Source organism: Actinokineospora bangkokensis (genome assembly GCF_001940455.1).
In the GTDB taxonomy this organism is placed as follows: Bacteria; Actinomycetota; Actinomycetes; order Mycobacteriales; family Pseudonocardiaceae; genus Actinokineospora; species Actinokineospora bangkokensis.
On sequence record NZ_MKQR01000009.1, the window covers coordinates 436621 to 461447 of the forward strand.

Here is a 24827-nt window from a genome sequence, read left to right on the forward strand (position 1 = left end):
CACCATGAGCACCAACCCGTTCGACAACACCGACGGCCGGTTCCTCGTCCTGGTCAACACCGAGAACCAGCACTCGCTGTGGCCGGTGTTCGCCGAGGTGCCCGACGGCTGGTCCGTCGCGCTCACCGAGTCCAGCCACACCGACGCGCTGGCCTTCGTCGAGCGCAACTGGACCGACATGCGCCCGGCGAGCCTCGTCGCGGCCATGGACCGCTGAGCGCGGTTGCAGGAAGTGGAAGAAGCGTTGGGACCCCCGCCGCGCCGCACTAGCGTTGGCGGCGCGATGGGGGAGACCCGGCCAGGCCCGGGGGAACAGGGCGCAGCGGCGCCGATCCCCGCGACGAACACGAGGTGACCGAGATGACTGAACGACGCCGCGCGCTGGTCACCGGGGGCTCCCGGGGCATCGGTCGCGCCGTGGCGCTCGCCCTGGCCGAGCGGGACCACGACATCGCCTTCTGCTACCGCGCCGAGTCCGACGCCGCCCGGCGGACCGCCGAGGAGCTGGCCGGGCTGGGCGCCAGGGTGCACCACGCCCCCTGCGACGTGGCCGACGGCGAGGCGGTGGAGACCTTCGTCAAGACCGCCGAGGCCGAGCTCGGCCCGCTCGACGTGCTGGTGAACTCCGCGGGCATCACCCGCGACAGCGCGCTGGTGATGATGTCGCCCGCCGACTGGTCGTCGGTCATCGACACCAACCTCACCGGCGTGTTCAACTTCTGCCGCACCGTCTCCTTCGGCTTCATGAAGCGCCGGGCGGGCACCATCGTCAACGTGTCCTCGGTGGCCGGGGTGTACGGCAACCGCGGTCAGGCCAACTACTCCGCGTCCAAGGCGGGCATCAACGGCATGAGCCGCGCCCTGGCCAAGGAGCTGGCCGGGGCCGGGGTCCGGGTCAACGTGGTGGCCCCCGGCTACATCGAGACCGACATGACCGAGGAGCTGTCCGACAAGGTCAAGAAGACCGCCATGGCCTCGATCCCGCTGCGCCGCTTCGGCACCGCGCGGGACGTGGCCGAGGTGGTGGCCTTCCTGGCCTCCGACCGGGCCGGGTACATCACCGGCCAGGTGATCCAGGTCGACGGCGGGATCGTGCTGTGACGCGCGCCTTCGCCGCACCGCTGACCGCGGTGGACCACGTCGAGCGGACCGGGCTCGACGCGGTCACCGCGGTCAAGCGGATCACCGCGGACGACCCCTACCTGGGCGGGCACTACCCGCACCTGACGATCTACCCCGGCGTGTTCAGCGTCGAGACCGTCTACCAGGCCGCGCGCGCCGAGGTGCTGCGCGACCGGGCGGGCGCGACCGCCACGCTGGTCGCGGTGGACTCGGTGAGCTTCCGCGCCCCGCTGCTGCCCGGCGACACCCTGCGCGCCGAGTGCACGCTGTCCGAGGTGGAGGACGGGCGGGTCACCGTCCGCGCCACCTGCAAGCGCTCCGACGGCCAGACCGCCGCCAAGGTGCGCATGACCCTCGCCGTGCGGGAGGACCAGCCGTGATCGAGCACTCCGAGCTCAAGCTGCTCCTGCCGCACCGCCACCCCATCCTCCAGGTCGACCGCGTCCTGGAACTGGTCCCCGGCGAGCGGGTCGTGGCGGTCAAGGCCGTCACCGGCTCCGAGCCCTGCTTCGCCGACCTCGGCGCGGGCGGCGACCACGGCTACCCCGTGTCGCTGCTGCTGGAGTCGCTGGGCCAGACGGCCGCGGTGCTCTGGCTGCGCTCCGCCGAGCTGGCTGGCCGCCCCACCGACGGCACCCTGGTCTTCGGCGCCGCGCGCGGCATCGAGGTGCGCGGCCCCGTGCTCCCCGGCGACGTGCTGCGCCACGTCGTCGAGATGGAGTCGGACAAGGGCGACACCGCGCTGCTGCGCGGCGAAACCTGGGTCGGTGAGCGGCGCGTGGCCACCGTCGCCTCGATGCACGTGGCCCTGCGCGGCGCCGCCGCGCTCACCCCCGCCTGAACCGGCGGACCCGACCCACCACCCCCGAAAGACCCCGCCGGGCGACGCCCGGCGGGACAACCCCCGAGGAGGAACCCCCCATGACCACAGCCATCAGCGCCGAGCGCATGCAGGCCCTGCGCGACATCGCGGTCGAGGTCCTGGAGATCGAGGACGACGAGATCACCGAGACCAGCCTGTTCGCCGAGGACCACGACGCCGACTCGCTGCGCGCCATCGAGATCCTCGCCCGCATCGAGAAGCAGTTCAAGGTGGACATCCCGCAGTCGGAGCTGCCGAACATGGTCAACCTGCAGGCGGTGTACGCCGTGGTGGCCCAGTACGCGGGCTGGCAGGACTGACATGGGCCGTCGAGTCGTCATCACCGGCCTGGGGCCGGTGTCGAGCATCGGCACCGGCGCGGCCGCGTTCTGCGCGGGCCTGCGCTCGGGCCGCAGCGGGATCTCCCCGATCACCGCGTTCGACACCACCGGGTTCCCGCACACCAGGGCGGGCGAGGTCACCGACTTCGACCCCAAGGCGCTGCTGGAGCGGATCTCCCCCCAGGACTGGGGCCGCACCAGCCAGTTCGCCGCCGCGGCGGCCAGGCTGGCCGTCCGCGACGCCGGGATCGACCCGACGGAGCTCTCCCGCGCCGCGGCGGGGTCCTGCATGGGCACGACGGGTGGTGAGTCCCAGGTCCTGGAGCGGTTGACCGAGGACGCGCTGGGGTCGGGCTTCGGCGGGGTCGACCGCGCGCTGGCCGCGCAGGTGCCCGGCTCCCGGCTGGCGGTCGCCGTCAACCGGGAGCTGGGGCTCACCGGCGAGGCCCTGACCCTGTCCACCGCGTGCTCGGCGTCGAACTACGCCGTCGGGCACGCCTACGACCAGATCCACACCGGCGAGGCGGACTACGTCGTCGCGGGCGGCGCCGACTCCGTCGAGCGCTGGTCGCACGCCGGGTTCTACCGGCTGGGCGCGGTGGCCGAGGAGTTCTGCCGCCCGTTCGACCGCGACCGCACCGGCATCCTCGTCGGCGAGGGCGGCGCGGCGCTGTTCCTGGAGTCGCTGGACTCCGCGCTGGCCCGGGGCGCCCGGGTCTACGCCGAGGTCCTGGGCTACGGGCTCAACTGCGACGCCCACCACATGACCGCGCCGAACAAGGACAGCATCGTGGCCTGCATCAAGCAGGCCCACCGCAACGCGGGCGTCGCGGCGTCCGAGGTCGACTACATCTGCGCGCACGGCACCGGCACCCCGGCCAACGACCTGGCCGAGGCGACCGCCGTGCACGAGGCCTTCGACGGCGCCCCGCCGCCGATCAGCTCGGTGAAGTCGATGCTCGGGCACACCATGGGCGCGGCCAGCGGGTTCAGCGCGATCGCCACCGTGCTGGGCATCCACGAGTCGTTCCTGCCGCCCACCACCAACTTCACCACCCCCGACCCGGCGCTGCCCGAGGTCGACCCGGTGCCGAACGCCGCGCGCGAGCAGCCGGTGCGGGTGGCCCAGGTCAACGGCTTCGCCTTCGGCGGCAACAACGCCATCACGATCTTCGGACGGTACTCATGACCGCACCAGCCACCGCCACCGAGCGGCCCGGCACCGGTGGACCGGCCGTGCTGGCCATCACCGGCTGGGGCGTGGTCAGCCCGATCGGCCTGGGCGCGGACGCCTTCGCCGACGGCCTGGCCACCGGCCGCACCGGCACCGCCGACGTCTCCGGGATGTTCGACGAGCCGATGCCGCGCCCCGACGGGTTCGCCGTCGTCGACTTCGCCGTCAAGGACCACCTGGGCCGCAAGGGCACCTCGTTCTTCGACCGGTCCACCTCGCTGGCCCTGGTCGCCTGCCAGCAGGCCATCGCCGACGCCGCGCTCGACGTGGCGGAGGTGGGCAGCGAGCGGGTCGGCATCGTCATGGGGACGACCGCGGGCAGCGTGAAGTCCACCAGCGACTACAGCAGGGCCACGTTCGTCGAGGACAAGCCCTACCTGGTCAACCCGCTGATCTTCCCCAACGCGGTGATGAACGCCGCCGCCGGGCAGGCCGCCATCCGGTTCAAGATGCGCGGGGTGAACGCCACCGTCGCCGGTGGGCAGGCCGCCGCGCTCTCCGCGCTGCGCTACGCCCGCGGCCAGATCGGGCTCGGCCGCGCCGACGTGCTGCTGGTCGGCGCCACCGAGGAGTTCTGCCCGCAGACCGCCTGGGGCACCGAGTTCGCCATGCGCGAGCACGGCGGCTCCCTGGCCGCGGGGGAGGGGGCCGCGGTGTTCGTGGTCGAGGACGCCGAGCGCGTCCGCGCCCAGGGCCGCACCCCCGACGCCGAGGTGCTGGCCGTGGAGGTCGGCACCCACCTGCCCGCGGACGAGGCCACCCCGGGCAGCGACTTCTCCCCGTCGCTGGCCCGCGTCATCACCCGGGCGCTGGAGCGCGCGGGCGTGCGGCCCGACGAGGTGTGGGCGGTGTCGTCGGCGGAGAACGGCATGCCGGTGCGCGACGGGTACGAGGACGCCGCCATCACCGCCGCGCTGGGCGGCGCCCCGGAGCGCATCCGGGTGAAGACCGCCGTCGGCGAGGGCGCCAGCGCCGCCAACGCGCTCCAGGTCGCCGCCGTGCTCGCCCGCCACCGCCGCGACGGCGCGCTCGACGGCCGCGCGTCGGTCGTCACCACGCGCACGCCCGACGGCGTCGTGGGCGCCGCCGTCCTGAGGGGGTGGCGGGGCCGTGACCGGCAGGGCTGAGCCGACCGCGATCACCGGCGGCGCGCTCGTGTGCTGCCTCGGGGACGCCGACGAGACCTTCACCGCGCTGCTCGACGGGCGCGACGGGCTGGGCCCGCTGCGCCACGTCGACCCGGCCGCGGTGGGCGTCGCGCACGGCTACTTCCTGCCCGAGGACGACGAGGAGCAGGGCCGGGTGGGCCGCTGGCTGGCCGCGGTGGTGGCCGAGGCCGCCGCCCAGGCGGGCCTGGACACCGACCGGCAGCGGGTGGCGGTGCTCGTCGGCACCGGGCTGCGCGAGCTGCGCGGCCTGGAGCGCGCGCACGCCGACGGCGCCCCCTTCGCCGCCCCGGACCTGCACTTCGACGCCGCCGTGCGCTCGGTGCTGCCCGGCGCGACCGAGGTCATCACGCTGTCCAACGCCTGCTCGGCCAGCGGGTTCGCCCTCGGCCTCGGCGTGGACATGCTCGCACTCGACGAGGCCGACGCGGTCGTCGTCGCCGGGTGCGACGGGATGACCGAGTCCATGCTCGCCGTCATCGGCCGGGTCGCCGTCGAGGCCTCCGACCGGGTGCGGCCCTTCGACGCCGACCGGCGCGGGGTGCTGCTCGGCGAGGGCGCGGTGGCCGTGGTCGTGCAGCGGCAGGCGGACCTGCCCCCCGGGCGGGCCCCGCTGGCGAAGGTGCTCGGCGTCGGCATGACCTGCGACGCCTTCCACGAGACCGCGCCGGTGCTGGCGGGCGTGGTCGCCGCGATCCGCGACGCGCACGCCCGCGCCGACCTCGACCCCGAGCAGGTCGACCTGGTCGTCGCGCACGGCACCGGCACCGCGCTCAACGACCCGACCGAGTCCGCCGCGCTCGTCGAGGTGTTCGGCGCCGACGGGCCCCTGGTCACCGGCATCAAGGGCGCCACGGGCCACACCTCGGGCAGCGCGGCCCTGATGAGCCTGCTCGTCGCGGTGCGCGCGCTGCGCACCGGGGCCGTCCCACCCGTGGTCGGCCTGCGCACCACCATCCCCGAGGCGGCGCCGCTGCGCATGGTCATCGGTGACCCGGTGGCCACGACCGGGTCCGTGGCCCAGGTCAACGCCTTCGGCTTCGGGGGAGTCAACGCCGTCACCCTGGTGGAGGTCTGATGCGAGTCGCGATCACCGGCCGGAGCACGCACGTCCCCGGCCTCACCGCCCGGGAGCTGCCCGGTTCCCCGCTGGAACCCGCGGCGAGCGCCGCCGACGCCCACCTCGTGCTGGGCCGCAAGGGCCTGCTGGCCAAGGAGCCCGCCACCCGGCTCGCGCTGTGCGCGGTGCACGAGGCGTTCGGGCTGCGCGGCAAGCTCACCGAACCGCTGCCCGGTGCCGCGGGCACCGCCGTGGTGGTGGCGTCCAACCTGGGCAACGCCGCCACGGTGTGCGAGATGGTCGACCAGGCCCGCGCGGGCGGCGGGGTCAGCGCGCTGGAGGCGCCCAACGCCTCCAGCAACGTCATCGCCTCGACCATCGCCATCCGCTACGGGTTCACCGGCCCGAACCTCATGGTGTGCAGCGGCGCGACCGCGGGCATGGACGCGGTGCGCCTGGCCGTGCTCCTGCTGCGCGCGGGCCGCACGCACCGCGTGGTCGTCGTGGGCGCCGAGCCCGACGACGCGGTCGCCACCGCGCTCGTGCCCGGCCTGCGCGCCGCGGCCGCCTGCGTGGTGCTCGAACCGCACGTGCGCGGCGACGGCGTGCTCCTGGGCGCCGTGCGCCGCGGCCGCGCCCGCGGCCTGGACCTGCCGGTGGGGCGGACCTACGGCGCCGAGGGCGTCCTGCAGGTCGCCGCCGCGGCGGCCCTGGCGGTCGACGGCGGCGCCGAGGTCGTCGCCGCCTGCGGCGCCGAGCCGGACGGGCACGCCTACACCACCCTGAGCCCGGTCACCAGCCGCGAGCTGGCGATCGTCGGCGGAGCCGTGGCCGGATGAGCACCCCCGACCCGTGGTCGCCGCACCGCGCCGGGGACCACCCGGCGTGGCGGCTCGGCGACCGCGGGCCGCTGGTGCTCGCCGTGCACGGCATCGAGGACCGCTGGCGCGGCTGGACGCCGCTGGCCCGCCTGCTCGCAGACCGGTTCCGGGTCGTCGCGGTGGACCCGCCGTGGCGCTCGGGCAACGACTACACCTGGCGGGCCCGGTGCTCGCCCGGCCAGTGGCTGGCGGACGCCGCCGCGGCGCTGGGCGAGCCGGTGGACGTCCTGCTCGCGCACTCCTTCGGCGCCAACGCGGCGCTGGAGGCCCTGGCGGGCGGGCTGCGCCCCGGCCGGGCGGTGCTCATCGCCCCCTCCTACCGACCGCTGGAGCACGCCGACGACGACGCGCTGCGCGCGGCGTCCACCGCCGCGCTCGGCGCGACCGTCCGCGACGGCCTGCGCGTGCGGCTGGGCCACCGCCGCGACCGGGTGGACGCCGAGCTGCTGCGCGGCATGGCCGCGGGCCTCAGCGACCACCTGGTGCCGCTGGCCTTCCCCGTGTTCTACCGCACCTTCACCGAGTCCGGCCGCCTGGCCCTGTCCGCTGTGGACACCCCGGCGCTGGTGCTCGGCGGCCGCGCGGACCCGGCGCTGGCCGGGTCCCGCGCGACCGGGCTGGCCAGGGACTTCCCGGCCGCCCGGGTCGTGCTGCGCGAGCACTACGGCCACTTCTGCCACATCGACCAGGCCGCCGAGGTGGCCGCCGACATCACCCCGTTCCTGTGCACCGACCCCGTGGGAGGACCCACCCGATGACCGCGCTCATCCCCGACCCGACCACCCCCGCGCCCTCCCTGCTCGACGGGCCCGCCGCCGTCCGGGTCGACCGCCCCCGCTACGAGGGCGCCAACATCCGCACCTGGATCGGGTTCAAGCACTTCATGTACCTGGTCGAGGAGGGCGTGCTCCAGTACTTCCGCGAGCGCGGCCTCGGCGCCCGCTCGCTCTACCAGGAGCACGGCCTCGGCCTGGAGGTCGTGGAGTTCTCCGCGCAACTGCCGCACCTGCTGGAGGTCGACGACGAGGTCGAGGTCGTCGTCGACACCGCGCCGCGGCAGAAGCCGGGGCACGGCCTCGCGCTCGTCGCCCAGCTGTTCCTGCTGCGCGACGGCGAGCGGCACCTGGCGCTCAAGGGCAAGCTGCGCGTGGCGCTGGTCCGCGAGGAGCACCCGCCCGCCACCGCGCCCGCCCCCGAGGCCGTGCTGCCCTTCGTCGTCGACGGCGTGGACGGGCTCGCGGACGCGGGCGGCGAGCCGCTGGCCATCGCCCCCGGGCAGTCGGTCGAGGACGTGCTGTCCCCGGCCGGGTCCAACGCCTTCGTCTGGTCCTGGCAGATCCCCTACTTCTACTGCCACTTCTCCAACCGCCTCCAGAGCTCGGGCTACGTGCGCGCGATGGAGGAGGTCACCGACCGCTTCCTGCGCGACCGCGGGTTGCAGATCGGCACCATCCTGCGCGAGCGCGCGTGGATCCCCGTGGTCTCCCGGGCGAAGGTGCACATGCTGGCCGACGCCTACATGGAGGAGGTCGTGCACACCGTCTTCACCGTGCAGGACATGATCAAGGACATCTCCTACACCGCCACCGTGGACCACTACGTCCAGCGCGGCGACCAGCTGGTGCGCACCGCCACCGGCACGATCATGCACGGCTACGCCTACAGCCGCGGCGAGCGCGCGGGCACCGTCGCCAGCATCGACCCGGCCACCGCCGCGCTGCTGCTCGGGGAGGCGTGATGGCGAAGCTGCCCAAGGGGGCGCCCAAGGTCTACTTCTCGCTGCGCAGCCCGTTCAGCTGGATGGCCGTGCGCCGCCTGCGCGAGCGCGTCCCGGACGCGCGCGAGCTGCTGGACTTCATCCCGTTCTACGAGCCGGACGACCGCTCGGCGGCCATGCTGGCCGAGCGCGGCGGCGAGTTCCACTACGTGCCGATGAGCAAGGCCAAGCACCTCTACATCCTCAACGACACCAAGCGCCTGGCCGCCCGCTTCGGCTACGCGATGAAGTGGCCGGTCGACATCGACCCGGTGTGGGAGCTGCCGCACCTGGCCTGGATCGTCGCGGGCGACCTCGGGGTGCAGGACGCCTACTACGACGCGGTGATGGCCGCCCGCTGGGAGCGCGGCGAGGACATCTGCGACCCGGCGGTGCTGCGCGGCGTGCTGGCGGGCGCGGGCCTGCCGGTCGAGCCGCTGCTGGGCGCCCCCGACGACGACGCGGTGCGCGGCCGGGGCGTGGACGCGCTCATGTCGATGTACTCCGACGACGTCTTCGGCGTGCCGTACTTCAAGTGGGGCGTGCACCGGTTCTGGGGCCTCGACCGGCTGGAGACCTTCCTGGACCTGCTGGAGCCCGCCCTGCCCGAGCTGCGCGCCCGCCGCGCCGCGGTGGCGCCGGAGGCCGCGCCGCTGGCCGGGCTGCCCGAGCCCGCGCTGGCCGCGGTCGGCGCGTACGACCGCGACACCGCGGGCGGCTGCGGCTGATGTCCGCCCCCGCCCGCCGCGCACCGCTGGTCCTGCTGTCCAGCGTGTCGTCGGACGCCCACACCTGGAACCTGGTCTTCCTCCAGCTGCTGCTGGAGGAGACCGGGCACCGGGTGGTGAACCTCGGCGCCTGCGTCCCCGACGACCTGCTCCTGGCCGAGGTCGCCGCGCACGCCCCGGACGCGGTGGTGATCTCCACGGTCAACGGCCACGGGCACGCCGACGGCGCCAGGGTCGTCGCCGCGCTGCGCGCCGGGCCCGCCGCCGCGGACCTGCCGATCGTGGTCGGCGGCAAGCTCGGCGTGGCCGGGCCCGACCCGGCGCTGGCCGAGGCGCTGGTGCGGGCCGGGGCGAGCGCGGTGTTCCAGGACGACGTCACCCCGGCCCGGCTGGTCACCACCCTGCGCGCCGCGCTCGGCCCGGCCGCGGCGGGCGCCCGGTGACCCCCGGGTTCGGCGCGGCGGTCCGCGCGGCGGGCGAGCTGGTCGTGCAGCCCAGGATGGGCTTCGCCGACCCGCGGGCCATGCGCGCGGGCCTGCTGGCCACCCGCGGCGCCCGCGCCACCACCGTCGGCACCATCACCGTCGACAGCTACACCCGGGTCGGTGACCTGGCCGCCGCCCGGCTCGCCGCCGAGCGCGGCACCCCGCTCAACGGGTACCCGATCGCCACCGCCGACCCGGTGGCCACCGCGGAGATGCTCGCGGCCGCCGCGTTCCCCGTGCAGGTCCGGCACGGGTCGGCCCTGCCCGCCCCGGTGTTCGACGCGATGGCCCGGCTCGGCCTGGCCGCCACCGAGGGCGGCCCGGTGTCCTACTGCCTGCCCTACAGCCGCGTCCCGCTCAGCCGCGCGGTGCCCGGCTGGGCCGAGTGCGTGCGCAGGCTCGCGGGCAGCGCCGAGGACGCGCACCTGGAGACCTTCGGCGGCTGCATGCTCGGCCAGCTCTGCCCACCCGGTCTGCTGGTGGCCCTGTCGGTGCTCGAAGCGCTGTTCTTCCGCTCGCACGGCGTGCGCGACGTCTCGCTGAGCCTGACCCAGCAGACCAACCGCGAGCAGGACCTCGAAGCGCTGCACGCCCTGCGCGCGCTGGCCGCCCGGTTCCTGCCGGACACCAGCTGGCACGTGGTCCTCTACGCGTACATGGGCGTGTACCCGCGCACCCCGTCCGGGGCCAGGGCGCTGCTCGCCGACGCCGCCGAGCTGGCCGTGCGCGGCGGGGCCGCGCGGCTGATCGTCAAGACCGAGGCCGAGGCCCACCGCATCCCCACCACCGCGGAGAACGTCGCCGCCCTGGAGCTGGCCGCCGCCGCGGCGCGGGCCGCCACCCCCGACCCGCTGCCGCCCCCGGACACCGGGCTGCTGGCCGAGGCGACCGCGTTGGTGGAAGCTGTCCTGGACCTCGACGCCGACCTGGGCAGGGCGCTGGTCCGCGCGTTCGCCGCTGGCGTGCTCGACGTGCCCTTCTGCCTGCACGCCGACAACGCGGGCCGGGCCCGCAGCCACGTCGACGACGACGGCTGGCTGCGCTGGTCGTCGGTGGGCTCCATGCCGCTCGACCGCGGCCGGGCGCACCGGGCGCCCGCGCTGTCGAGCTCCGGGCTGCTGGCGGCGCTGAGCCGCGTGCAACGCCGCTACGACGAGGAGGAGAGCCGTGTACTGGGCGATCGACCGAGTCCTGCCGCACTGGGACCAGCGTGAGCGCCACGAGCGCTGGATCGCCGCCGACCCGGACCGGGTCTGGTGGGCGCTGGCCGACCTGCGCGCCGACGAGCTGCCGCTGACCTCGCTGCTGTCGCGGGTGCGCGGCGGCCCGGCGGCCTGGCGCGGCGGCCAGCCGGAGCTGGCCGGGCTCAAGGTGCTGGAGAACATGGCCCCGCGCAGGCTGCACGCCGACCCACCGCGCGAGCTGCTGCTGGGCGACATCGCCCGCTACGCCGCGCTGCGCCCCAGCCGCCCGGACGTGCCCCGGGGCGACCTGTGCGCCTTCCGCGCGTTCAACGACCCGGGGTGGACCAAGGTGGCCATGAACTTCACCCTCTGCACGCAGGGGGGTGGCACGCTGCTGCGCACCGAGACCAGGGTGCTGAGCACCGACGCGGCCGCCAAGCGGGCCTTCGCCCGCTACTGGCTGCTGGTGCGCGCGGGCAGCGGGTTGATCAGACGTGACATCCTCAGGGGCGTCGACGCGCGCGTCGGCGCCGTGGCCGGGGCACCGGTCGTCGGGACAGGAGTCGGGGAAGGATGATGGGGTTGACGGTGAACGCGGCGGGGGCCCGGCAGGAGACCGGGGTTCGCCACCAGAAGACGTGGGCGGCGTGGGCGGCCTTCGCCTGGGCCGCGGTGTTCGCCGCGGTGAGCGCGTACTGGGCGCTGGGCGGCACGGTCGGCATCGACACCGTGGGCGGCGCCATCGCGGACCTGGTGCACTCCGGCGACAGCGCCGCCTCGGTGCTGGCCTGGGTGGCGGTGCTGATGAAGGTCGCGGGCATGGTCTACGCGCTGGCGCTCATCCAGCGCTGGGGGCGGGTGTTCCCGCGCTGGCTGATGCTCACCGGCGGGTGGGGCGCGACGGTCCTGCTGATCGTCTACGGCGGCGCGATCGTCGTCGTCGGGGCGCTGGTGGTCACCGGGGTGATCGAGGCGGCCCCCACCACGGACATGTACGCGATCCGCTGGCACCTGTTCCTGTGGGACCCCTACTTCGTCATCTGGGGCGTCCTGCTGGGCATCGCCACGGCCCACTACGCCAAGGCCACCCGCCGCGGTTAGCTCACCCGGGGGTGTGCACCCGGTCGGCCTCGACGGTGAGCACCACCCGCTGCTGGTCCCGCCCGCCGTACCAGGGGTAGGGCCTGCCCAGGTACTTGTGCGCGAGGGCGTCGATGTGCGCGTCGGCGCCCTCCGTCGTGCTCGACACCACCCGCCCGCGCACCGACCAGTACCGCGCGGGCGCGGACGGGTCGCTGACGGCCACCGCCACCCGGGGGTCGCGCGCGACGTTGCGCGCCTTCTGGTGCGTGGTGACGGTGTTGATGACGATGTGCTCGCCGTCGGTGTCCACCCAGGTCTGGGTGAGCTGCGGGGAGCCGTCGGGCATGAGCGTGGTGATGTGGCACAGCGCCGGTCCGGACAGGACATCGATCAGGTCGGGCGGCAAGGCGGTCACGTGCTGCTCCTCAGGTGTTCGTCGGGTGTTCAGCGCAGGGCACCGAAAGTGTGCTTGATCTCGGCCGCCAGCAGTTCCGGCTGTTCCAGTGCGGCGAAGTGCCCGCCCCTGGGCAGTTCGGCGAAGCGCACCAGGTTCGGGTAGCGCCGCTGGGTCCAGCGCAGCGACTTGCGCGCGTACTCGCCGGGCATGACGGTGACGCCGGTGGGCAGCGGGACCGGGCCGCGCGCCGAGGGCGGCGCCCACCGCCCGTTGGCCATCTCCCAGTACATCCGCGCCGCCGAGGTCGCCGTGCCCGGCAGCCAGTGCAGCATGATCCCGTCGATCAGCTCGTCGAGGGCGATGTGCCGCTCGGGGTCGCCGTGCTCGTCGTGGGTGCCGGTCACGTCCTGGACGAGGCCGTAGATCCAGGCCGCCAGCCCGGCGGGGGAGTCCGCGAGCGAGTAGCCGATGGTCTGCGGGCGGGTCGACATCTGCTGGGCGTAGGCGGAGAGCACCCGCTGGTAGTGCTCGGCCTCGGCCAGCATCCGGCGCTCGTCGGCATCGGCGTCGGCGACCTCCTGCGGCGTGGGCGGGAAGATCGCCATGTTCAGGTGCATGCCCACCAGCCCGGTGCCCGGCAGCACGGCGATCTCCTCAGTGACGGCCGCCCCGAGGTCGCCGCCCTGGGCGAACCAGCGGTCGTAGCCCAGCCGGGCCATCAGCGCCGCCCAGGCCCGCGCGGTGCGCCGCAGGTCCCAGCCCGGGGTGGTGGGGCGCCCGGAGAAGCCGAACCCGGGCAGGCTCGGGATCACCAGGTGGTACTCGTCGACGAGCAGGTCGACCAGTCCCCGGAACTCCAGCACCGACCCGGGCCACCCGTGGGTGAGCAGGATCGGCACGGCGTCCGGCGCGGGGGAGCGCACGTGCAGGAAGTGGATGTCGAGGCCGTCGATGGTGGTCTTGTGCTGGCCGAGGCCGTTGAGCGCGCGTTCCGCCCGGCGCCAGTCGTAGTCGGTGGCCCAGTGGTGCACGAGGCGCTGGAGGGTGGCGAGCCGCGGGCCCTGCGAGGTGTCCTCCACCGTCTCGGCGTCGGGCCAGCGGGTCGCGAGCAGGCGGGCGCGCAGCGCGGCCAGTTCGCTGTCGGGGACGTCGAGGGTGAAGGGGATGACGTCGTGCTGCGCTGGCTCCACGGTGTTCGTGGTGGTGTTCGTGGTGGTGGTCATGTCGGGCCTCCCGGCTGTCGGGATCGACCGTACCCGGAAGTGGAATAGCTCTTCAACTTGAAAGGCGTGTTTCCACTTCGCGTCCGGTGATCTAGGGTGGGGCGCGTGGGAACGCAGGCTGAGCCGTTGCGCCGGGACGCGCGGCGCAACCGGGAGCTGGTGCTCGCCGCCGCCCGGCGGCTCATGGCCGAGCGCGGGCTCGACGTGGGCTACGAGGAGATCGCCCGCGCCGCCGGGGTCGGCATGGGCACCGTCTACCGCCGCTTCCCCGAGCGCACGGCGCTCATCGACGCCCTGTTCAACGACCACATCGATACCCTCGTCGGACTGGCGGAGCAGGCCGGCGGGTGCGCTGACCCCTGGCACGGGCTGGTGGGGTTCATGGAGCAGAGCTTGCAGTTGCAGGAGGGCGATCGAGGTCTGTCCGAGGTCCTGCGCGGCCACCTGCACGCGGCCCGGCTGTCCAGCTCGGCCACCGAACGCGTCGCCCCCGTCGTGCAGGACCTCGTCGACCGGGCGCGGGCGGCGGGGGCGCTGCCCGACGACGTCACGCCCGGCGACTTCGCCCTCGTGCACCGGATGGTCTCGGGGGTGATGGACAGCGCGCCCGGCTCGCCGCTGTGGCGCCGCGCGCTGCACGTGGCCCTGGCGGGGCTGCGCTCGGGGAGCCCGCTGCCGGGTCCGGCCCCCGACCACGCCGCGATCGACGCGTTGCAAGGCGGCCGTTCAGGCGAGTAGGGGGCTGTGGACAACCGGTTGGCCCGGCGCGTCCGGTTGGATACTGTCGGCGCGTGAAGATTCCTGGTGCACTGCTCACCGCGCTGCTGGCCGTCGGGCTGGCCCTGCCCGTCTCGGCGTCCGCGCGCGCCGACGCGGCGGCGGACCCGGCCGCGTGGACGGGCCCGCTGAGCACCAGGGGTCGCTACATCGTCGACGCGAACGGCAACCGGTTCAAGCTCAAGTCCGCCAACTGGCACGGCGCCAGCGGCACCTACAACGGCTCCGGCGACATCACCGACCCGGCCAACCACCACGCGGGGGAGTTGGCGCGCCAAACCCCGCTCGGCCTCGACCGGGTGTCCATCGACACCGTGATCGACGGGCTGGCCGACCTCGGGCTCAACAGCGTGCGGCTGCCCTTCTCCAACGCGATGGTGCACGACACCGCGCCCGTGCCGGACCTGCCCGCCAACCCCGACCTGCGCGGCAAGACGCCGTTGCAGGTCTACGACCGGGTGGTCGAGCGGCTGACCGCGCGCGGGTTCGCCGTCGTGCTCAACAACCACACCACCACGTCCCGCTGGTGCTGCGGGCTCGACGGCAACGAGCGCTGGAACACCGCCCAGTCCGAGCAGCAGTGGCAGGAGGACTGGCTGTTCATGGCCCGCCGCTACGCGGCGAACAAGCGCGTCGTCGGCGCCGACCTGTACAACGAGGTCCGGCGCAACGCCCTCGACGACCCGAACTGGGGCTGGGGCAACGACAAGGACTGGCAGCGCGCTACCCAGCAGGTCGCTGACCGCATCCTCACCGAGGCCAACCGCGACCTGCTCATCATCGTCGAGGGCATCAACTGGACCGGGCTGCCCGTCGACGGCTTCCCGCACGGCAGGCCCACCCTGGAACCGGCGCGCACGCTGTCGCACACGCTGGTGGACTCGGGCAAGCTGGTGTACTCGGCGCACTTCTACGGCTACACCGGGCCGAACCACTCGGGTGCGAGCGGCGTCGGGGAGACCACCGACCCCCGGTACCGCGACCTGTCGCCGCAGGAGTTGCGCGACGTGCTGCACCGACAGGCGTTCTTCATCTCCGCCGACACCGGCAAGCACTACACGGCCCCGCTGTGGATCAGCGAGTTCGGTGAGGGGCGGGGCACCACCGACCCCGCCTCCCGCGCCTGGTTCACCAACTTCGTCGACTACCTCATCCAGGCGGACGCGGACTTCGCCTACTGGCCCGCCGTCGGCTTCCACACCGGCGGCTCCGGCGACGGCTGGTCGCTGCTGGCCTGGGACACCGTGGGCAGGCGCATCGACGTGCTGGACGGCACCGACTGGCGCGGCCCGGCCTGGCAACGCCTGGTGTCGGCGCCCGCGCGCACCGGCCTGGTGCAGCCCACGACGCAGTGGTCGATGCTCAACCTCGACCACGCGGACTTCCAGGCCTCCCGCACGGTCCGCGCGCTGCCCGACTGGAACTCCGGCGCCCGCAAGGGCGTGTGCCCGGACGGCCAGCGCCTCGCCGGGCTCGCCCACACCGGCAACCGCGGCCTGTGCACCGGCCCGGTCCCGGTGCCCACCGCGCTCGCCGCGGTGCGCGATGAGACCTATGTGGACACCGACTGGGCATCGGGCTACACGAAGGTCCAGTGCCCGCAGGACCACGCCGTCGTCGGCTACAGCGTGACGGGCGCGGCGTTCTCCGCCGCGCTGTGCGGCAAGTCCCCGACCCCGCTCGGCCGCACGACGAGCCGCACGGTCTGGTTCGACCGCGCTGACGCCCGGCCCGCCGGGGAACCGGGTGGCGACTTCGCCTCGGGCAAGCTCAAGGGCCAGTGCGCGCCCGGCGAGTACGTCGCGGGCATCGCCTACACCGGCCGCATCGGGTCGAGCCGCACCCCGGACGCCCTGCTCTGCCGCGCCTGACTGGGCTGTCCCCGCGGGGGAGGGTCGTGGTCGAGGCGGGCACCCGCACCCCGCCTTGGCCGCCGGCTCGTTCGTCCATGGTGCCGAGTTCGCGAGAACCGGGGGGCGGCCTAGTCGGCCACCAGCCGCGCGGCGAGGCGCGGGCTGAACCGGTGGACGCCGAGCAGGACGCCGACCTTGCCGACCCGCACGGTCGTGCCACCCCGCCGCAGTCCCGCCAGGATGCCGTCGGCCGCCGCGTCCGGGCTGATCTTCCCGCTGCCGCGCCCCGCCGTCATGGCCGTGTCCACCAGGGGCAGCACGACCTCCACCGCGCGCACGTTCGGCGCGTCGCGGGTCAGCTGGTGGTTGAGGGCGGTCGTGAACGCCGAGAGGGCGGCCTTCGTCGCGCAGTAGGTGGGCGCGGAGCGCTTGGGCACCGTCCCGAGCGCCGAGGTCACCGACACCACGGCGGCCGAGTCCTGGTCAGCGAGGACGGGAAGCAGGTGGGCGGTGAGCCGCAGCGGCGCCGCGAGGTTCGTGCCCAGTTCGGTGTCGGTGTCGTCGAGCAGCGCGGCCGGGTCGTGGGAGAGCCAGTCGCGGGGCAGTTGCACCGCGGCGTTGTTGACCAGCAGGTCCAGGCCGGGGAGCGTGGCGGCGACCAGCGCCACCCGGTCGACGTCGGCGGGCACGGCCAGGTCGGCGGTGACCGTGCGCAGCCCCGGCAGCCGCCGCCGGGCCGCGGCGAGGCGGTCCGGGTCGCGCCCGCAGGTGAGCACCGCCGTCCCGGTGGCGAGCAGCCGCTGGGCCAGGGCGAAGCCGACGCCGGAGGTCGCGCCGGTGACCAGCGCGGCGCTCACGACGCCGCCCGGTGGCCGTCCTCGATGCCCAGCAGCAGGTCGTCGAGGCGGAAGTAGGGCTCGGTGAACAGCGGGCTGTCGCGCAGCTCCTCGACCACCAGGTAGTAGTCGTCGAGGTCGCGCGTGGTGAAGACCGCGACGTCGCTGCTGCGCGCGCTGAACGCCTCCAGGTCGAAGAACCGCGCGGTGGTGCGCGGGTGGCGCGCCAGCGCGGTGCCCAGGGTCGCGTCCGCGACCCGTTCCCGCTCGGCACGGCTGAGGCGCAGCCACGCGGGCAGGGCGGTGAGCAGCATGAACGCGGTGTACTCGGTTTGTGGAGCGGTTGTTACATCCATGGCCGGGACGATAGGTGTAACACCTGCTACAGTCAACCCCGTGCCCCGCCCACCCGACGCCACCCGACGCGCCGAGCTCGTCGCCGCCACGCTCGACGACCTCGCCGCGCACGGGCTGGCCGAGTTCACCCTGCGCGGCCTCGCCGACCGGCTCGGCACCAGCGCGCGGATGCTCGTGCACTACTTCGGCGGGCGCGATCAGCTGCTCGCCGCCGCGTTCGCGGAGCACCGGGCCCGCGCCCAGGCCGCGATCGGCGCCGCCGCCGCGAGCGGTGACCCGCGCTCGGCCGCCCTGGCCGCGTGGGCGGCGATGACCGCCGATCCCGCGCACTTCACCGTCACCTTCCAGCTGCTGGCGGCCGCCCTCACCGAGGAACAGCCCACCGCCCGGGTCGCGATGACCGCGTGGACCGACTACGCCGCGGCCCTGCTGCCCGACCACGACCCCGCCGTCGCCACCGCGCTCGCCTCCGGCCTCAAGGGCGTGCTGCTCGACCGGATGGTCACCGGCGACACCGAGCGCTGCGACGCCGCCGCGGCCGTCCTGATCGAGCGGCTGGTGCCCTGACCCCCGTTCTGATCGGCAGGCGCCGCGCGCTGGTCTGGGTCAGTGACCGGTGTCATAGGGTTGTCCCCGGTGGGGAGCTTGCACGGCCCCCACAGGTCATCGTCGTCGAACCCTGACGACCTACCCCGGAGGCGACTGCTGCTCGACTCGCTGGAACGCCACCAGGTCGCGGTGTACGTGGGTGCCCTCGCCGTCGGCGCGCTCGTCGGCCTGCTCGTCCCCGCCGCCGGAACCGGGTTCGGGGTCGCGATCAACCCCCTGCTGGGAGCGCTGCTGTACGTGACGTTCCTCCAGGTGCCCGCCCGCGAGCTGGGCCGGTCGCTGCGGGCGGGCAGGTTCCTGGGCGCGACCCTGGTGGTGAACTTCGCCGTGGTGCCGGTGGTGGTCGCCGTCGTGCTGCCGCTGCTGCCCGCCGATCCGGCGGTGCGGCTCGGGGTGCTGCTCGTGCTGCTGGCCCCGTGCGTCGACTACGTGGTCGTCTTCACCGGACTGGCCGGGGGCAACGCCGCCCGGCTGCTCGCCGCCACCCCGCTGCTGCTGATCGCACAGGTGGTGCTGCTGCCCGGGTTCCTGCTGCTGTTCCTCGGCGCGGACCTCGCGGGCGTCGTCGAGCCCGGACCGTTCGTCCAGGCGTTCCTCGTCCTCATCGCCATCCCGCTGACTGCCGCGTGGGTCACCCAGGCGTGGGCGGCCCGCCGTCCGGCGGGGCGGCGGTTCGCGGCCATGGCGTCGACCACGATGGTGCCGTTGATGGCCGCCACCTTGGCGGCAGTGGTGGCCTCGCAGGTACCCGAACTCGGTGCAGGGGCGGCCCAGGTCGTGCGCGTGGTGCCGTTCTACGTGCTGTTCCTGGTCGTCATGGCCTTCGCGGGGTTGGCTGTGGCGCGCCTGTTCCGCTTGGACCCGCCGGACGGCCGCGCGGTCGTGTTCACCGGCGCCACCCGCAACTCCCTCGTCGTCCTCCCGCTCGCGCTCGCCCTGCCGGACACCCTGGCGATCGCGGCGGTGCTCGTGGTCACCCAGACACTCGTCGAGGTCGTTGGCATGCTCTGCTACGTCCGCATCGTCCCTCGGCTCCTGCCTGCCTAGCCGCGCGGATCAGCCGGTAGGCACCGGGCGCTTGCGGCGGGCGCCGACGCGCAGGAAGCGGGAGCGGCCCTCGTTGGGGACCGTCCACAGGTCGTGGCCGTGCAGGCCCCAGTGGGCCAGCAGGCCGTTCGCGGCGAGGAACCCGGTGGTGGCGGCCCGCTCCATCAGCGCGACCGGCAGGTCGACCCGCACCAGGTCACCGGCCACGACGACCGTCGGGTCCACTGTGGACACCGTGGGCCTGCTGGTGAAGCTGCCGGGGGAGAACAGCGGGCAGTCCGCGCGCACCACGTGCTCGGCGCGCAGCACCCTGGCCCCGCCCAGCTCCGGGTAGACCGTGCGGGCCTCGGCCATCAACGCGTCGATGGCCTGCTGCCGGTCGGCGTCCTCGTCGAGGGCGTAGGCGTGCAGCTCCACCACCGAGCCGCCGGTGCGCTCGCGCCAGCGGGCCGACTCCTGCTCGAAGCGGTCGAGCACGCTGATGTTGTCCAGGTGGGCGAACCCGCTCGTGCCCAGGAACTCCGGGCGCTCGGGGGCCACCGGCCGGTCCAGCCACAGCCTGCTCACCAGGAACGGCGGCGCGGTGCGCAGCGCCGACACCCCCGCCCGCCACTGCTCGGACGCCAGCTCGGGGGAGCGCTCGACCACCGACCGCAGACCCGGGATGTCGGCGGCGAGCACGACCGCGTCGAACTCCTCCGCGAGCGGTTCGACCCGGTGGGCCCGAGTGCTCCCCTGCTTGATCGACTCAACCTCGACGCCTGTGCACACCCGCGCGCCCATCCCCTCCAGCAGCGCGCTCAGCGGCTCCCAGATCGTCTTGGGGTAGGGGTCGTCGGGGACGTCGAACAGCAGGCCCTCGCTGGAACCCAGGAAGTAGATGTGGAACATCGCCGCCAGCTCCGCCGCCGACAGCTCGCCGGGGTGGGCGAAGAAGCTGCGGGAGAACACCTCGAACGCCAGGTGGCGCGCGGCCTGCGGGAACGCGATGTCGCGCAGGAACGCGTCGGCGTCGGTCCGGTCGAGCGCGGTGTAGGTGGCGGGGACGGACACGTCGAACAGGTCGACCGCCGCCACGGGGTTGATCCGCGCGACGTCCCGCAGGGTGAACGCCTGACTGCGCAGCACGAACGACGCCACGTTCCACGGCGGTGTCTTGGGCAGCCCGGCGAACGACTCCCGGGTGCCGTTGCTGTGCACCAGCGGGTAGTCGGCCACCGGCCGCAGGAACGACAGGTCCGGGTCGATGCGCCGCAGCAGGGCGCGCAGGTTGTAGTACTGGCGGAAGAAGGCGTGGAACCCGCGCGTCATCGTCGGCGCGTCGGCCTCCGGTCCGGTCGCCCACCCGGTCAGCCGACCGCCCAGGGCAGGCTCCCGCTCCACCAGGGTCACCGATACCCCGCGCTCGGCCAGCGCCACCGCCGCGGTGACCCCCGCGATGCCGCCCCCGACGACCGCGACCCGGGGTACCTCGCCGAGGTGGCGGGCGTGCGGGGCCCCGACCGGGCCGGGCAGCGCGCGGGCGCGGCGATCCCGACCGGGTGGGCGCGACCCGGCGCCGGGGCGGGGAGACCAGAGCGGCAGCATGCCGGAAGTCTCGCAGCGGCCCCGCCCCCGCGCAGGGCGAGCGAGCGCACCGCACTCCACCGCACCGTGGTGGGTGCTGTGCACGCACCACGCGCGCTGCCGCTGCTGTTCCACCGCGGTGCCGCTGCTCGGTGCTGCCGGGCTGGCGCGGCCTCCGGCGTGCCGGGGGCGGCCGCACTCCCTACGCTCGGGCGCATGCTCCTGTCCCGCACCGCCCCGCGCCCCGCCGCGCCCGTCGCTCGGGTCGCCGTGGTGCTGGCCTGCCTGGCCGGGTTGGCGGCGGTCGTCTGCCAGATCGTGTACTCGCAGACCGACCCCGCCGAGCGGGTGCCGCTGACCCTCGCCGCCGTCGTCGCGTTCGCCCTGGCCTCGGCGATCGATGCGGCGGCTCGGGCGGGGGTGCGCGCCCTGGTGGCGCTGGTGCTGGTGGCGGCGGGTGGCGGGCTGCTGGTCGAGGCGGTCGGGGTGGCGACGGGGTTCCCGTTCGGCGACTACGCCTACACCGGTGACCTCGGGTGGTCGGTGCTGGGTGTGCCCGCCGTGGTGCCGCTGGCGTGGCTGATGATGGCGTGGCCCGCGCTGCTGGTGGGTCGGGCCCTGGCGGCCGGGCCGTGGGTGGTGCCGGTGGCGGCGTGGGCGCTGGCGTCCTGGGACGTCTTCCTGGACCCGCAGATGGTCGACGCCGGGCACTGGGCGTGGGCGGACCCGACCCCGGGGCTGCCCGGGGTGGACGGCATCCCGCTCACGAACTTCGCGGGCTGGGTCGTCGTGGCGTTGGCCATGGTGGCCGTGCTGCACCGGGTCGTGCCCCGTGACGTGGCCCCGGCCGACGTCCGCAGGGGTCCGGCGCCGCTGCTGTACCTGTGGACCTACGGGTCGTCGGTCTGGGCGCACTCGTTCTTCTTCGGCAGGCCGTGGGTGTCGCTGGTGGGCGGGGTGCTCATGGGCGTGGTCGCCATCCCCTACGCCGTGGCGGTCGCGCGCGGGTCACGCCGGTGATCGTCAGGTCAGCGGCGTGGGCGGGCTGCGCCATCGCCCTGCACACCTTCGTGAACACGCGGCTGGTGCGCACGCCGTCCGCGTCCCCGCCCCCGTGCGGGGAACGGGTGTCGGTGCTCATGCCGGTGCGCGACGAAGCGCACCGCGTCGGCCCGGCGCTGCGGTCCGTGCTCGCCCAGACGGGTGTGGCTGACCTGGAAGTGGTCGTGCTCGACGACGGGTCCACCGACGGCACGGCCGACGTCGTGCGGGAGATCGGCGGCGACCGGGTCCGCGTGGTGGTGGGGACGCCACCGCCGCCCGGGGCCCTGGGCAAGCCGAACGCCTGCGCGGGCCTGGCCGCCGAGGCCACCGGCGACGTGCTCGTCTACGTCGACGCGGACGTGGTGCTGGCCCCGCACGCCGTAGCCGCCGCGGTGGCGCTGCTGCGGGCGAACGGGCTGGACCTGGTGTCGCCGTTCCCAGGCCAGCTCGCCGAGGGGTGGGCGGCCCGGCTGGCCCAACCGCTGCTCATCTGGTCCATCCTCGCCTCGCTGCCGCTGCGGCTGGCCGAGCGCACGGGCAGGCCGTCGATGGCGGTGGCCAACGGGCAGTTCCTGGTCGTGGACGCGGCCGCCCTGCGCCGCTGCGGCGGGTTCGAGTCCGTGCGCGGGGAAGTCCTCGACGACATGGCCATCGCCCGCCGGGTGCGGGTCGGCGGCGGGCGCACGGCGGTGGTCGACGGCAGCGGCGTCGCGCGGTGCCGGATGTACCAGGGGTGGGCGGAGGTCCGCGACGGCTACACCAAGTCGCTCTGGTCGGCCAGCGGGTCCCCGGCCGCGGCGGGGGCCTTCGCCGCCGCGTTCGCCTGGCTGTTCCTGCTGCCGCCGCTGGCCGCGCTGCGCGGGTCGCGCGCGGGGCTCATCGGGTACGCGGCCGCGGTGGTGAGCCGGGCGCTCGCCGCCCGCCGGACCGGTGGCCGGGTCGGGGACGCCGCGGCGCACCCGCTGTCGGCGGCGCTGGTGCTGGTGCTGCTCGCGCGCTCCTGGTGGGGGCGCAGGCGCGGGACGCTGACCTGGAAGGGCCGCGCGCTGGGCGGGGGCGGCTGATGGCGGTCGTCATCGGCGCCGGGGTCGGCGGGCTCGCCGTCGCTGCCCGGCTGGCCGCGGCGGGGCACCGGGTGGACGTCGTCGAGCGGGCCGCGACCCACGGCGGCAAGCTGGGCGCGTTCTCCCGCGACGGGTTCACCTTCGACACCGGGCCGTCGCTGCTCACCCTGCCCCAGGTCTTCCGCGACCTGTTCACCGACACCGGCGCGGACCTCGACACCGCCCTCGACCTGCGCCGGGTCGACCCGGCCTGCCACTACCGCTTCGCCGACGGCACCACCCTCGACGTGCCGCACGACGCCGACGCCGTGCCCGGCGCCCTCGACGCGGCGCTGGGCCCGCCCGCGGGCGAGCAGTGGGCGGCGCTCATGGCGGGCGCCGCCCGGCTGTGGGACCTCGTCGGCGAACCTGTCCTGCGCAACCCCCTCGGCGGGGTCACCGACCTGGTGAAGCGGGCGACGAACCTGCGCGACCTCGCCGCGATCGCGCCGTGGCGCACCCTGCACGGCCTGGGCCGCGGCCTCGACGACCTGCGGCTGCGCCAGTTCCTCGACCGCTACGCCACCTACTCCGGGTCCGACCCGCGCAAGCTGCCCGCGGTGATGTCGGTGGTGCCCTACGTCGAGCAGCGCTTCGGCGCCTGGCACCCGGCGGGCGGGATGCGCCGCCTGGCCGACGCGCTGCTCCAGCGCTGCACCGACCTGGGCGTGCGCTTCCACTTCGGCACCGAGGTCGTCGCCGTCGAGACGGACGCGGCGGGCGTGGTGGGGGTCCGGTTGGCGGACGGGGAACGGGTGGCCGACCGGACGGTCGTCTCCGACGCCGACGCGGGGAACCTCTACGGGCACCTGGTGCGCGACCGGCGCGCCCGCGGGCCGCTGCGCGCGCTGCGCTCGGTCCGCCCGTCCCTGGCCGGGTTCGTCCTCCTGCTGGCGCTGCGCGGGCGCACCGAGGACCCGCGCCACCACCGCGTGCTGTTCCCCGACGACTACGACGACGAGTTCCGCTCGATCTTCGGCAAACACCCGCGCCCGGTGCCGGACCCGACCGCGTACGTCTGCTCCCCCGGCGACCCCGGGTCGGCGCCCCCGGGGTGCGAGGGGTGGTTCGTCCTGGTCAACGCCCCCCGCCACGAACCGGGGTCCGGCGTGGACTGGGACCGCCCCGGGCTGGCCGACGAGTACGCAGACCTCGTCCTGGCCACGCTGGCCCGGCGCGGCCTCGACGTGCGCGACCGGCTGCGCTGGCGGGAGGTCCGCACCCCCGCCGACTGGGAGCGCGACACGGCCTCGCCCGGCGGCTCGATCTACGGCTCGTCGTCCAACGGCCCGCGCGCCGCCCTGCTGCGCCCGGCGAACCGCTCACCGGTGCCGGGCCTGCACCTCGTCGGCGGGTCCGCGCACCCCGGCGGCGGGTTGCCGATCGTCACCCTGTCGGCGGAGATCACCGCGCGGCTCATCGGCCCGGCGTGACCAGTTCCCGCCGCAGCGCCACGGCGAGCTGGACCGCCCCGACGACCCCGGTCACCGCCCACAGCACCGCACCCACCACCGCCCAGGACCAGTCGGTCAGCGGGGTGCCCGCGGGCAGCACCCCGGCGCCCAGCGCCACCACTGCGGCGATGATCACGCGCGTGGGCCGCTCGGCCACCGTCACCGCGCCGGGACCGGCCATGCCCGCCCCCTGGGCCCTGGCCCGCGCGTACTCGTGCAGCCACGTCAGCAGCACCAGCCCGGCGCACCACAGCGGGTCGGCGCCCAAGACGAGGAAGACGCCCACGAACGCCACGTCCGTGAGCCGGTCGGCCACGGCGTCGACCACCGCGCCCAGCGGGCGCGCGCGGCCGGTGCGCAGCGCCACCGCGCCGTCCAACCCGTCGAGCAGGCCCGTCAGCACCACGAGCACCGCCCCGGCGATCGCCCACCGCCCCTGCGCCGCGGCGAGCACCGCCACCCCGGCGCACACCACCCCGGCCGCGGACAGCGCGTCCGGGGGCACGCGGTCGAGCGGGCGGGCGCAGGCGTGCACGATCCGCAGCCACCCCACCACCAGCCGGTTGCCCGAGACGTCCGTGCCGTGCAGGCGCGACCACCCCGCTGTCGGGTCCTCCCGGGTGTTCACCCGATCACCGTAGGACGCAGGTGCCGCCGCC

General features: G+C 75.0%; 29 protein-coding genes. 23 read left to right on the forward strand and 6 right to left on the reverse strand.

All coding sequences use genetic code 11. The annotated features are described in order from the left end of the window. Nucleotides 1–4 precede the first annotated feature (4 nt). The 16 genes from BJP25_RS10130 (at nucleotide 5) to BJP25_RS10205 (ending at nucleotide 11920) form a co-directional block, all read left to right on the forward strand. Nucleotides 5–217, forward strand: a complete 213-nt coding sequence (locus tag BJP25_RS10130; protein WP_075974567.1) for an MbtH family protein — start codon at nucleotides 5–7, stop codon at nucleotides 215–217. A gap of 143 nt (nucleotides 218–360) precedes the next feature. Continuing rightward, nucleotides 361–1101, forward strand: a complete 741-nt coding sequence (gene fabG / locus BJP25_RS10135; RefSeq protein WP_075974568.1) for a 3-oxoacyl-[acyl-carrier-protein] reductase — start codon at nucleotides 361–363, stop codon at nucleotides 1099–1101. Continuing rightward, nucleotides 1098–1502, forward strand: a complete 405-nt coding sequence (locus tag BJP25_RS10140; protein ID WP_075974569.1) for a 3-hydroxyacyl-ACP dehydratase FabZ family protein — start codon at nucleotides 1098–1100, stop codon at nucleotides 1500–1502. The genes fabG and BJP25_RS10140 overlap by 4 nt, the downstream gene beginning before the upstream one ends. Then, nucleotides 1499–1963, forward strand: coding sequence for a 3-hydroxyacyl-ACP dehydratase FabZ family protein (locus tag BJP25_RS10145; RefSeq protein WP_075974570.1), 465 nt, complete (start codon nucleotides 1499–1501; stop codon nucleotides 1961–1963). Before BJP25_RS10140 ends, BJP25_RS10145 begins: the two co-directional genes overlap by 4 nt. An 80-nt stretch (nucleotides 1964–2043) precedes the next feature. Further along, nucleotides 2044–2304 carry an acyl carrier protein gene (locus BJP25_RS10150; RefSeq protein ID WP_075974571.1) on the forward strand — a complete coding sequence of 87 codons (261 nt, stop codon included), beginning with the start codon at nucleotides 2044–2046 and terminating at the stop codon, nucleotides 2302–2304. A 1-nt stretch (nucleotide 2305) separates the two neighbouring features. Continuing rightward, nucleotides 2306–3514 (forward strand): beta-ketoacyl-[acyl-carrier-protein] synthase family protein, encoded by a 1209-nt coding sequence (locus BJP25_RS10155; RefSeq protein ID WP_075974572.1) that lies wholly within the window; start codon nucleotides 2306–2308, stop codon nucleotides 3512–3514. Next, nucleotides 3511–4686 carry a beta-ketoacyl synthase N-terminal-like domain-containing protein gene (locus BJP25_RS10160; protein ID WP_075974573.1) on the forward strand — a complete coding sequence of 392 codons (1176 nt, stop codon included), beginning with the start codon at nucleotides 3511–3513 and terminating at the stop codon, nucleotides 4684–4686. Before BJP25_RS10155 ends, BJP25_RS10160 begins: the two co-directional genes overlap by 4 nt. Further along, nucleotides 4670–5803: a beta-ketoacyl synthase N-terminal-like domain-containing protein gene (locus tag BJP25_RS10165; RefSeq protein WP_233157989.1), complete on the forward strand. Its 1134-nt coding sequence runs from the start codon at nucleotides 4670–4672 to the stop codon at nucleotides 5801–5803. Before BJP25_RS10160 ends, BJP25_RS10165 begins: the two co-directional genes overlap by 17 nt. Next, nucleotides 5803–6624, forward strand: coding sequence for a beta-ketoacyl synthase N-terminal-like domain-containing protein (locus BJP25_RS10170; RefSeq protein ID WP_075974574.1), 822 nt, complete (start codon nucleotides 5803–5805; stop codon nucleotides 6622–6624). Before BJP25_RS10165 ends, BJP25_RS10170 begins: the two co-directional genes overlap by 1 nt. Beyond that, nucleotides 6621–7424, forward strand: coding sequence for an alpha/beta fold hydrolase (locus BJP25_RS10175; protein WP_084793845.1), 804 nt, complete (start codon nucleotides 6621–6623; stop codon nucleotides 7422–7424). Before BJP25_RS10170 ends, BJP25_RS10175 begins: the two co-directional genes overlap by 4 nt. Next, nucleotides 7421–8404, forward strand: a complete 984-nt coding sequence (locus BJP25_RS10180) for a thioesterase family protein (protein WP_084793846.1) — start codon at nucleotides 7421–7423, stop codon at nucleotides 8402–8404. Before BJP25_RS10175 ends, BJP25_RS10180 begins: the two co-directional genes overlap by 4 nt. Then, a complete protein-coding gene (locus BJP25_RS10185; protein ID WP_075974575.1) occupies nucleotides 8404–9150 on the forward strand; it encodes a 2-hydroxychromene-2-carboxylate isomerase in 747 nt (248 codons plus the stop codon). The genes BJP25_RS10180 and BJP25_RS10185 overlap by 1 nt, the downstream gene beginning before the upstream one ends. After that, nucleotides 9150–9593 carry a cobalamin B12-binding domain-containing protein gene (locus BJP25_RS10190; protein WP_075974576.1) on the forward strand — a complete coding sequence of 148 codons (444 nt, stop codon included), beginning with the start codon at nucleotides 9150–9152 and terminating at the stop codon, nucleotides 9591–9593. Before BJP25_RS10185 ends, BJP25_RS10190 begins: the two co-directional genes overlap by 1 nt. Then, complete coding sequence (locus BJP25_RS10195; protein WP_075974577.1) at nucleotides 9590–10849, forward strand: methylaspartate mutase; 1260 nt, start codon at nucleotides 9590–9592, stop codon at nucleotides 10847–10849. The genes BJP25_RS10190 and BJP25_RS10195 overlap by 4 nt, the downstream gene beginning before the upstream one ends. Continuing rightward, nucleotides 10803–11396 carry a hypothetical protein gene (locus BJP25_RS10200; protein WP_084793847.1) on the forward strand — a complete coding sequence of 198 codons (594 nt, stop codon included), beginning with the start codon at nucleotides 10803–10805 and terminating at the stop codon, nucleotides 11394–11396. The genes BJP25_RS10195 and BJP25_RS10200 overlap by 47 nt, the downstream gene beginning before the upstream one ends. Nucleotides 11397–11407: 11 nt before the next feature. Beyond that, on the forward strand, nucleotides 11408–11920 hold the full coding sequence (locus BJP25_RS10205) for a DUF3995 domain-containing protein (RefSeq protein WP_075974811.1): 513 nt from the start codon (nucleotides 11408–11410) through the stop codon (nucleotides 11918–11920). Nucleotide 11921: 1 nt separating this feature from the next. Here the strand turns inward: BJP25_RS10205 and BJP25_RS10210 are convergent, their stop codons facing one another. Both BJP25_RS10210 and BJP25_RS10215 read right to left on the reverse strand, forming a co-directional pair. Next, nucleotides 11922–12317: a PPOX class F420-dependent oxidoreductase gene (locus BJP25_RS10210; protein WP_143218976.1), complete on the reverse strand. Its 396-nt coding sequence runs from the start codon at nucleotides 12315–12317 to the stop codon at nucleotides 11922–11924. Nucleotides 12318–12346: 29 nt separating this feature from the next. Continuing rightward, nucleotides 12347–13522, reverse strand: coding sequence for an epoxide hydrolase family protein (locus tag BJP25_RS10215; RefSeq protein ID WP_075974578.1), 1176 nt, complete (start codon nucleotides 13520–13522; stop codon nucleotides 12347–12349). Nucleotides 13523–13627: 105 nt separating this feature from the next. Here BJP25_RS10215 and BJP25_RS10220 point away from each other — a divergent pair, with 105 nt between their 5' ends. Together BJP25_RS10220 and BJP25_RS10225 are read left to right on the forward strand one after the other, a co-directional pair. Further along, entirely contained in the window at nucleotides 13628–14260 is a 633-nt protein-coding gene (locus BJP25_RS10220; RefSeq protein ID WP_198943413.1) for a TetR/AcrR family transcriptional regulator, read from the forward strand. 53 nt (nucleotides 14261–14313) lie between these two features. Next, nucleotides 14314–16170, forward strand: coding sequence for a glycoside hydrolase family 5 protein (locus BJP25_RS10225; protein WP_075974580.1), 1857 nt, complete (start codon nucleotides 14314–14316; stop codon nucleotides 16168–16170). 110 nt (nucleotides 16171–16280) lie between these two features. On the opposite strand, the gene BJP25_RS10230 is transcribed toward BJP25_RS10225, so the two are convergent. Together BJP25_RS10230 and BJP25_RS10235 are read right to left on the reverse strand one after the other, a co-directional pair. Further along, nucleotides 16281–17009 carry an SDR family oxidoreductase gene (locus tag BJP25_RS10230; protein WP_075974581.1) on the reverse strand — a complete coding sequence of 243 codons (729 nt, stop codon included), beginning with the start codon at nucleotides 17007–17009 and terminating at the stop codon, nucleotides 16281–16283. Beyond that, nucleotides 17006–17344, reverse strand: a complete 339-nt coding sequence (locus BJP25_RS10235; protein ID WP_075974582.1) for a darcynin family protein — start codon at nucleotides 17342–17344, stop codon at nucleotides 17006–17008. The genes BJP25_RS10230 and BJP25_RS10235 overlap by 4 nt, the downstream gene beginning before the upstream one ends. Nucleotides 17345–17384: 40 nt before the next feature. Between BJP25_RS10235 and BJP25_RS10240 the strand changes: the two genes are divergently transcribed. Both BJP25_RS10240 and BJP25_RS10245 read left to right on the forward strand, forming a co-directional pair. Next, on the forward strand, nucleotides 17385–17912 hold the full coding sequence (locus BJP25_RS10240) for a TetR family transcriptional regulator (protein ID WP_075974583.1): 528 nt from the start codon (nucleotides 17385–17387) through the stop codon (nucleotides 17910–17912). A 171-nt stretch (nucleotides 17913–18083) separates the two neighbouring features. Beyond that, the gene (locus BJP25_RS10245; RefSeq protein WP_233157990.1) at nucleotides 18084–19001 is read left to right on the forward strand and encodes an arsenic resistance protein; all 918 of its coding nucleotides are present in this window, start codon (nucleotides 18084–18086) and stop codon (nucleotides 18999–19001) included. A 9-nt stretch (nucleotides 19002–19010) separates the two neighbouring features. Here the strand turns inward: BJP25_RS10245 and BJP25_RS10250 are convergent, their stop codons facing one another. Next, on the reverse strand, nucleotides 19011–20588 hold the full coding sequence (locus BJP25_RS10250; protein WP_075974584.1) for an FAD-dependent oxidoreductase: 1578 nt from the start codon (nucleotides 20586–20588) through the stop codon (nucleotides 19011–19013). A 195-nt stretch (nucleotides 20589–20783) separates the two neighbouring features. Here BJP25_RS10250 and BJP25_RS10255 point away from each other — a divergent pair, with 195 nt between their 5' ends. From BJP25_RS10255 to BJP25_RS10265, 3 genes are read left to right on the forward strand one after another with little or no spacing between them, the layout of a single operon-like run. Further along, nucleotides 20784–21587 carry a carotenoid biosynthesis protein gene (locus BJP25_RS10255; RefSeq protein WP_075974585.1) on the forward strand — a complete coding sequence of 268 codons (804 nt, stop codon included), beginning with the start codon at nucleotides 20784–20786 and terminating at the stop codon, nucleotides 21585–21587. Beyond that, nucleotides 21584–22675, forward strand: coding sequence for a glycosyltransferase (locus tag BJP25_RS10260; protein WP_075974586.1), 1092 nt, complete (start codon nucleotides 21584–21586; stop codon nucleotides 22673–22675). The genes BJP25_RS10255 and BJP25_RS10260 overlap by 4 nt, the downstream gene beginning before the upstream one ends. Continuing rightward, nucleotides 22675–24147, forward strand: coding sequence for a phytoene desaturase family protein (locus BJP25_RS10265; RefSeq protein WP_075974587.1), 1473 nt, complete (start codon nucleotides 22675–22677; stop codon nucleotides 24145–24147). The genes BJP25_RS10260 and BJP25_RS10265 overlap by 1 nt, the downstream gene beginning before the upstream one ends. Here the strand turns inward: BJP25_RS10265 and BJP25_RS10270 are convergent. After that, nucleotides 24131–24796 carry a CDP-alcohol phosphatidyltransferase family protein gene (locus BJP25_RS10270; protein WP_075974588.1) on the reverse strand — a complete coding sequence of 222 codons (666 nt, stop codon included), beginning with the start codon at nucleotides 24794–24796 and terminating at the stop codon, nucleotides 24131–24133. The genes BJP25_RS10265 and BJP25_RS10270 overlap by 17 nt on opposite strands. Nucleotides 24797–24827: the final 31 nt, after the last annotated feature.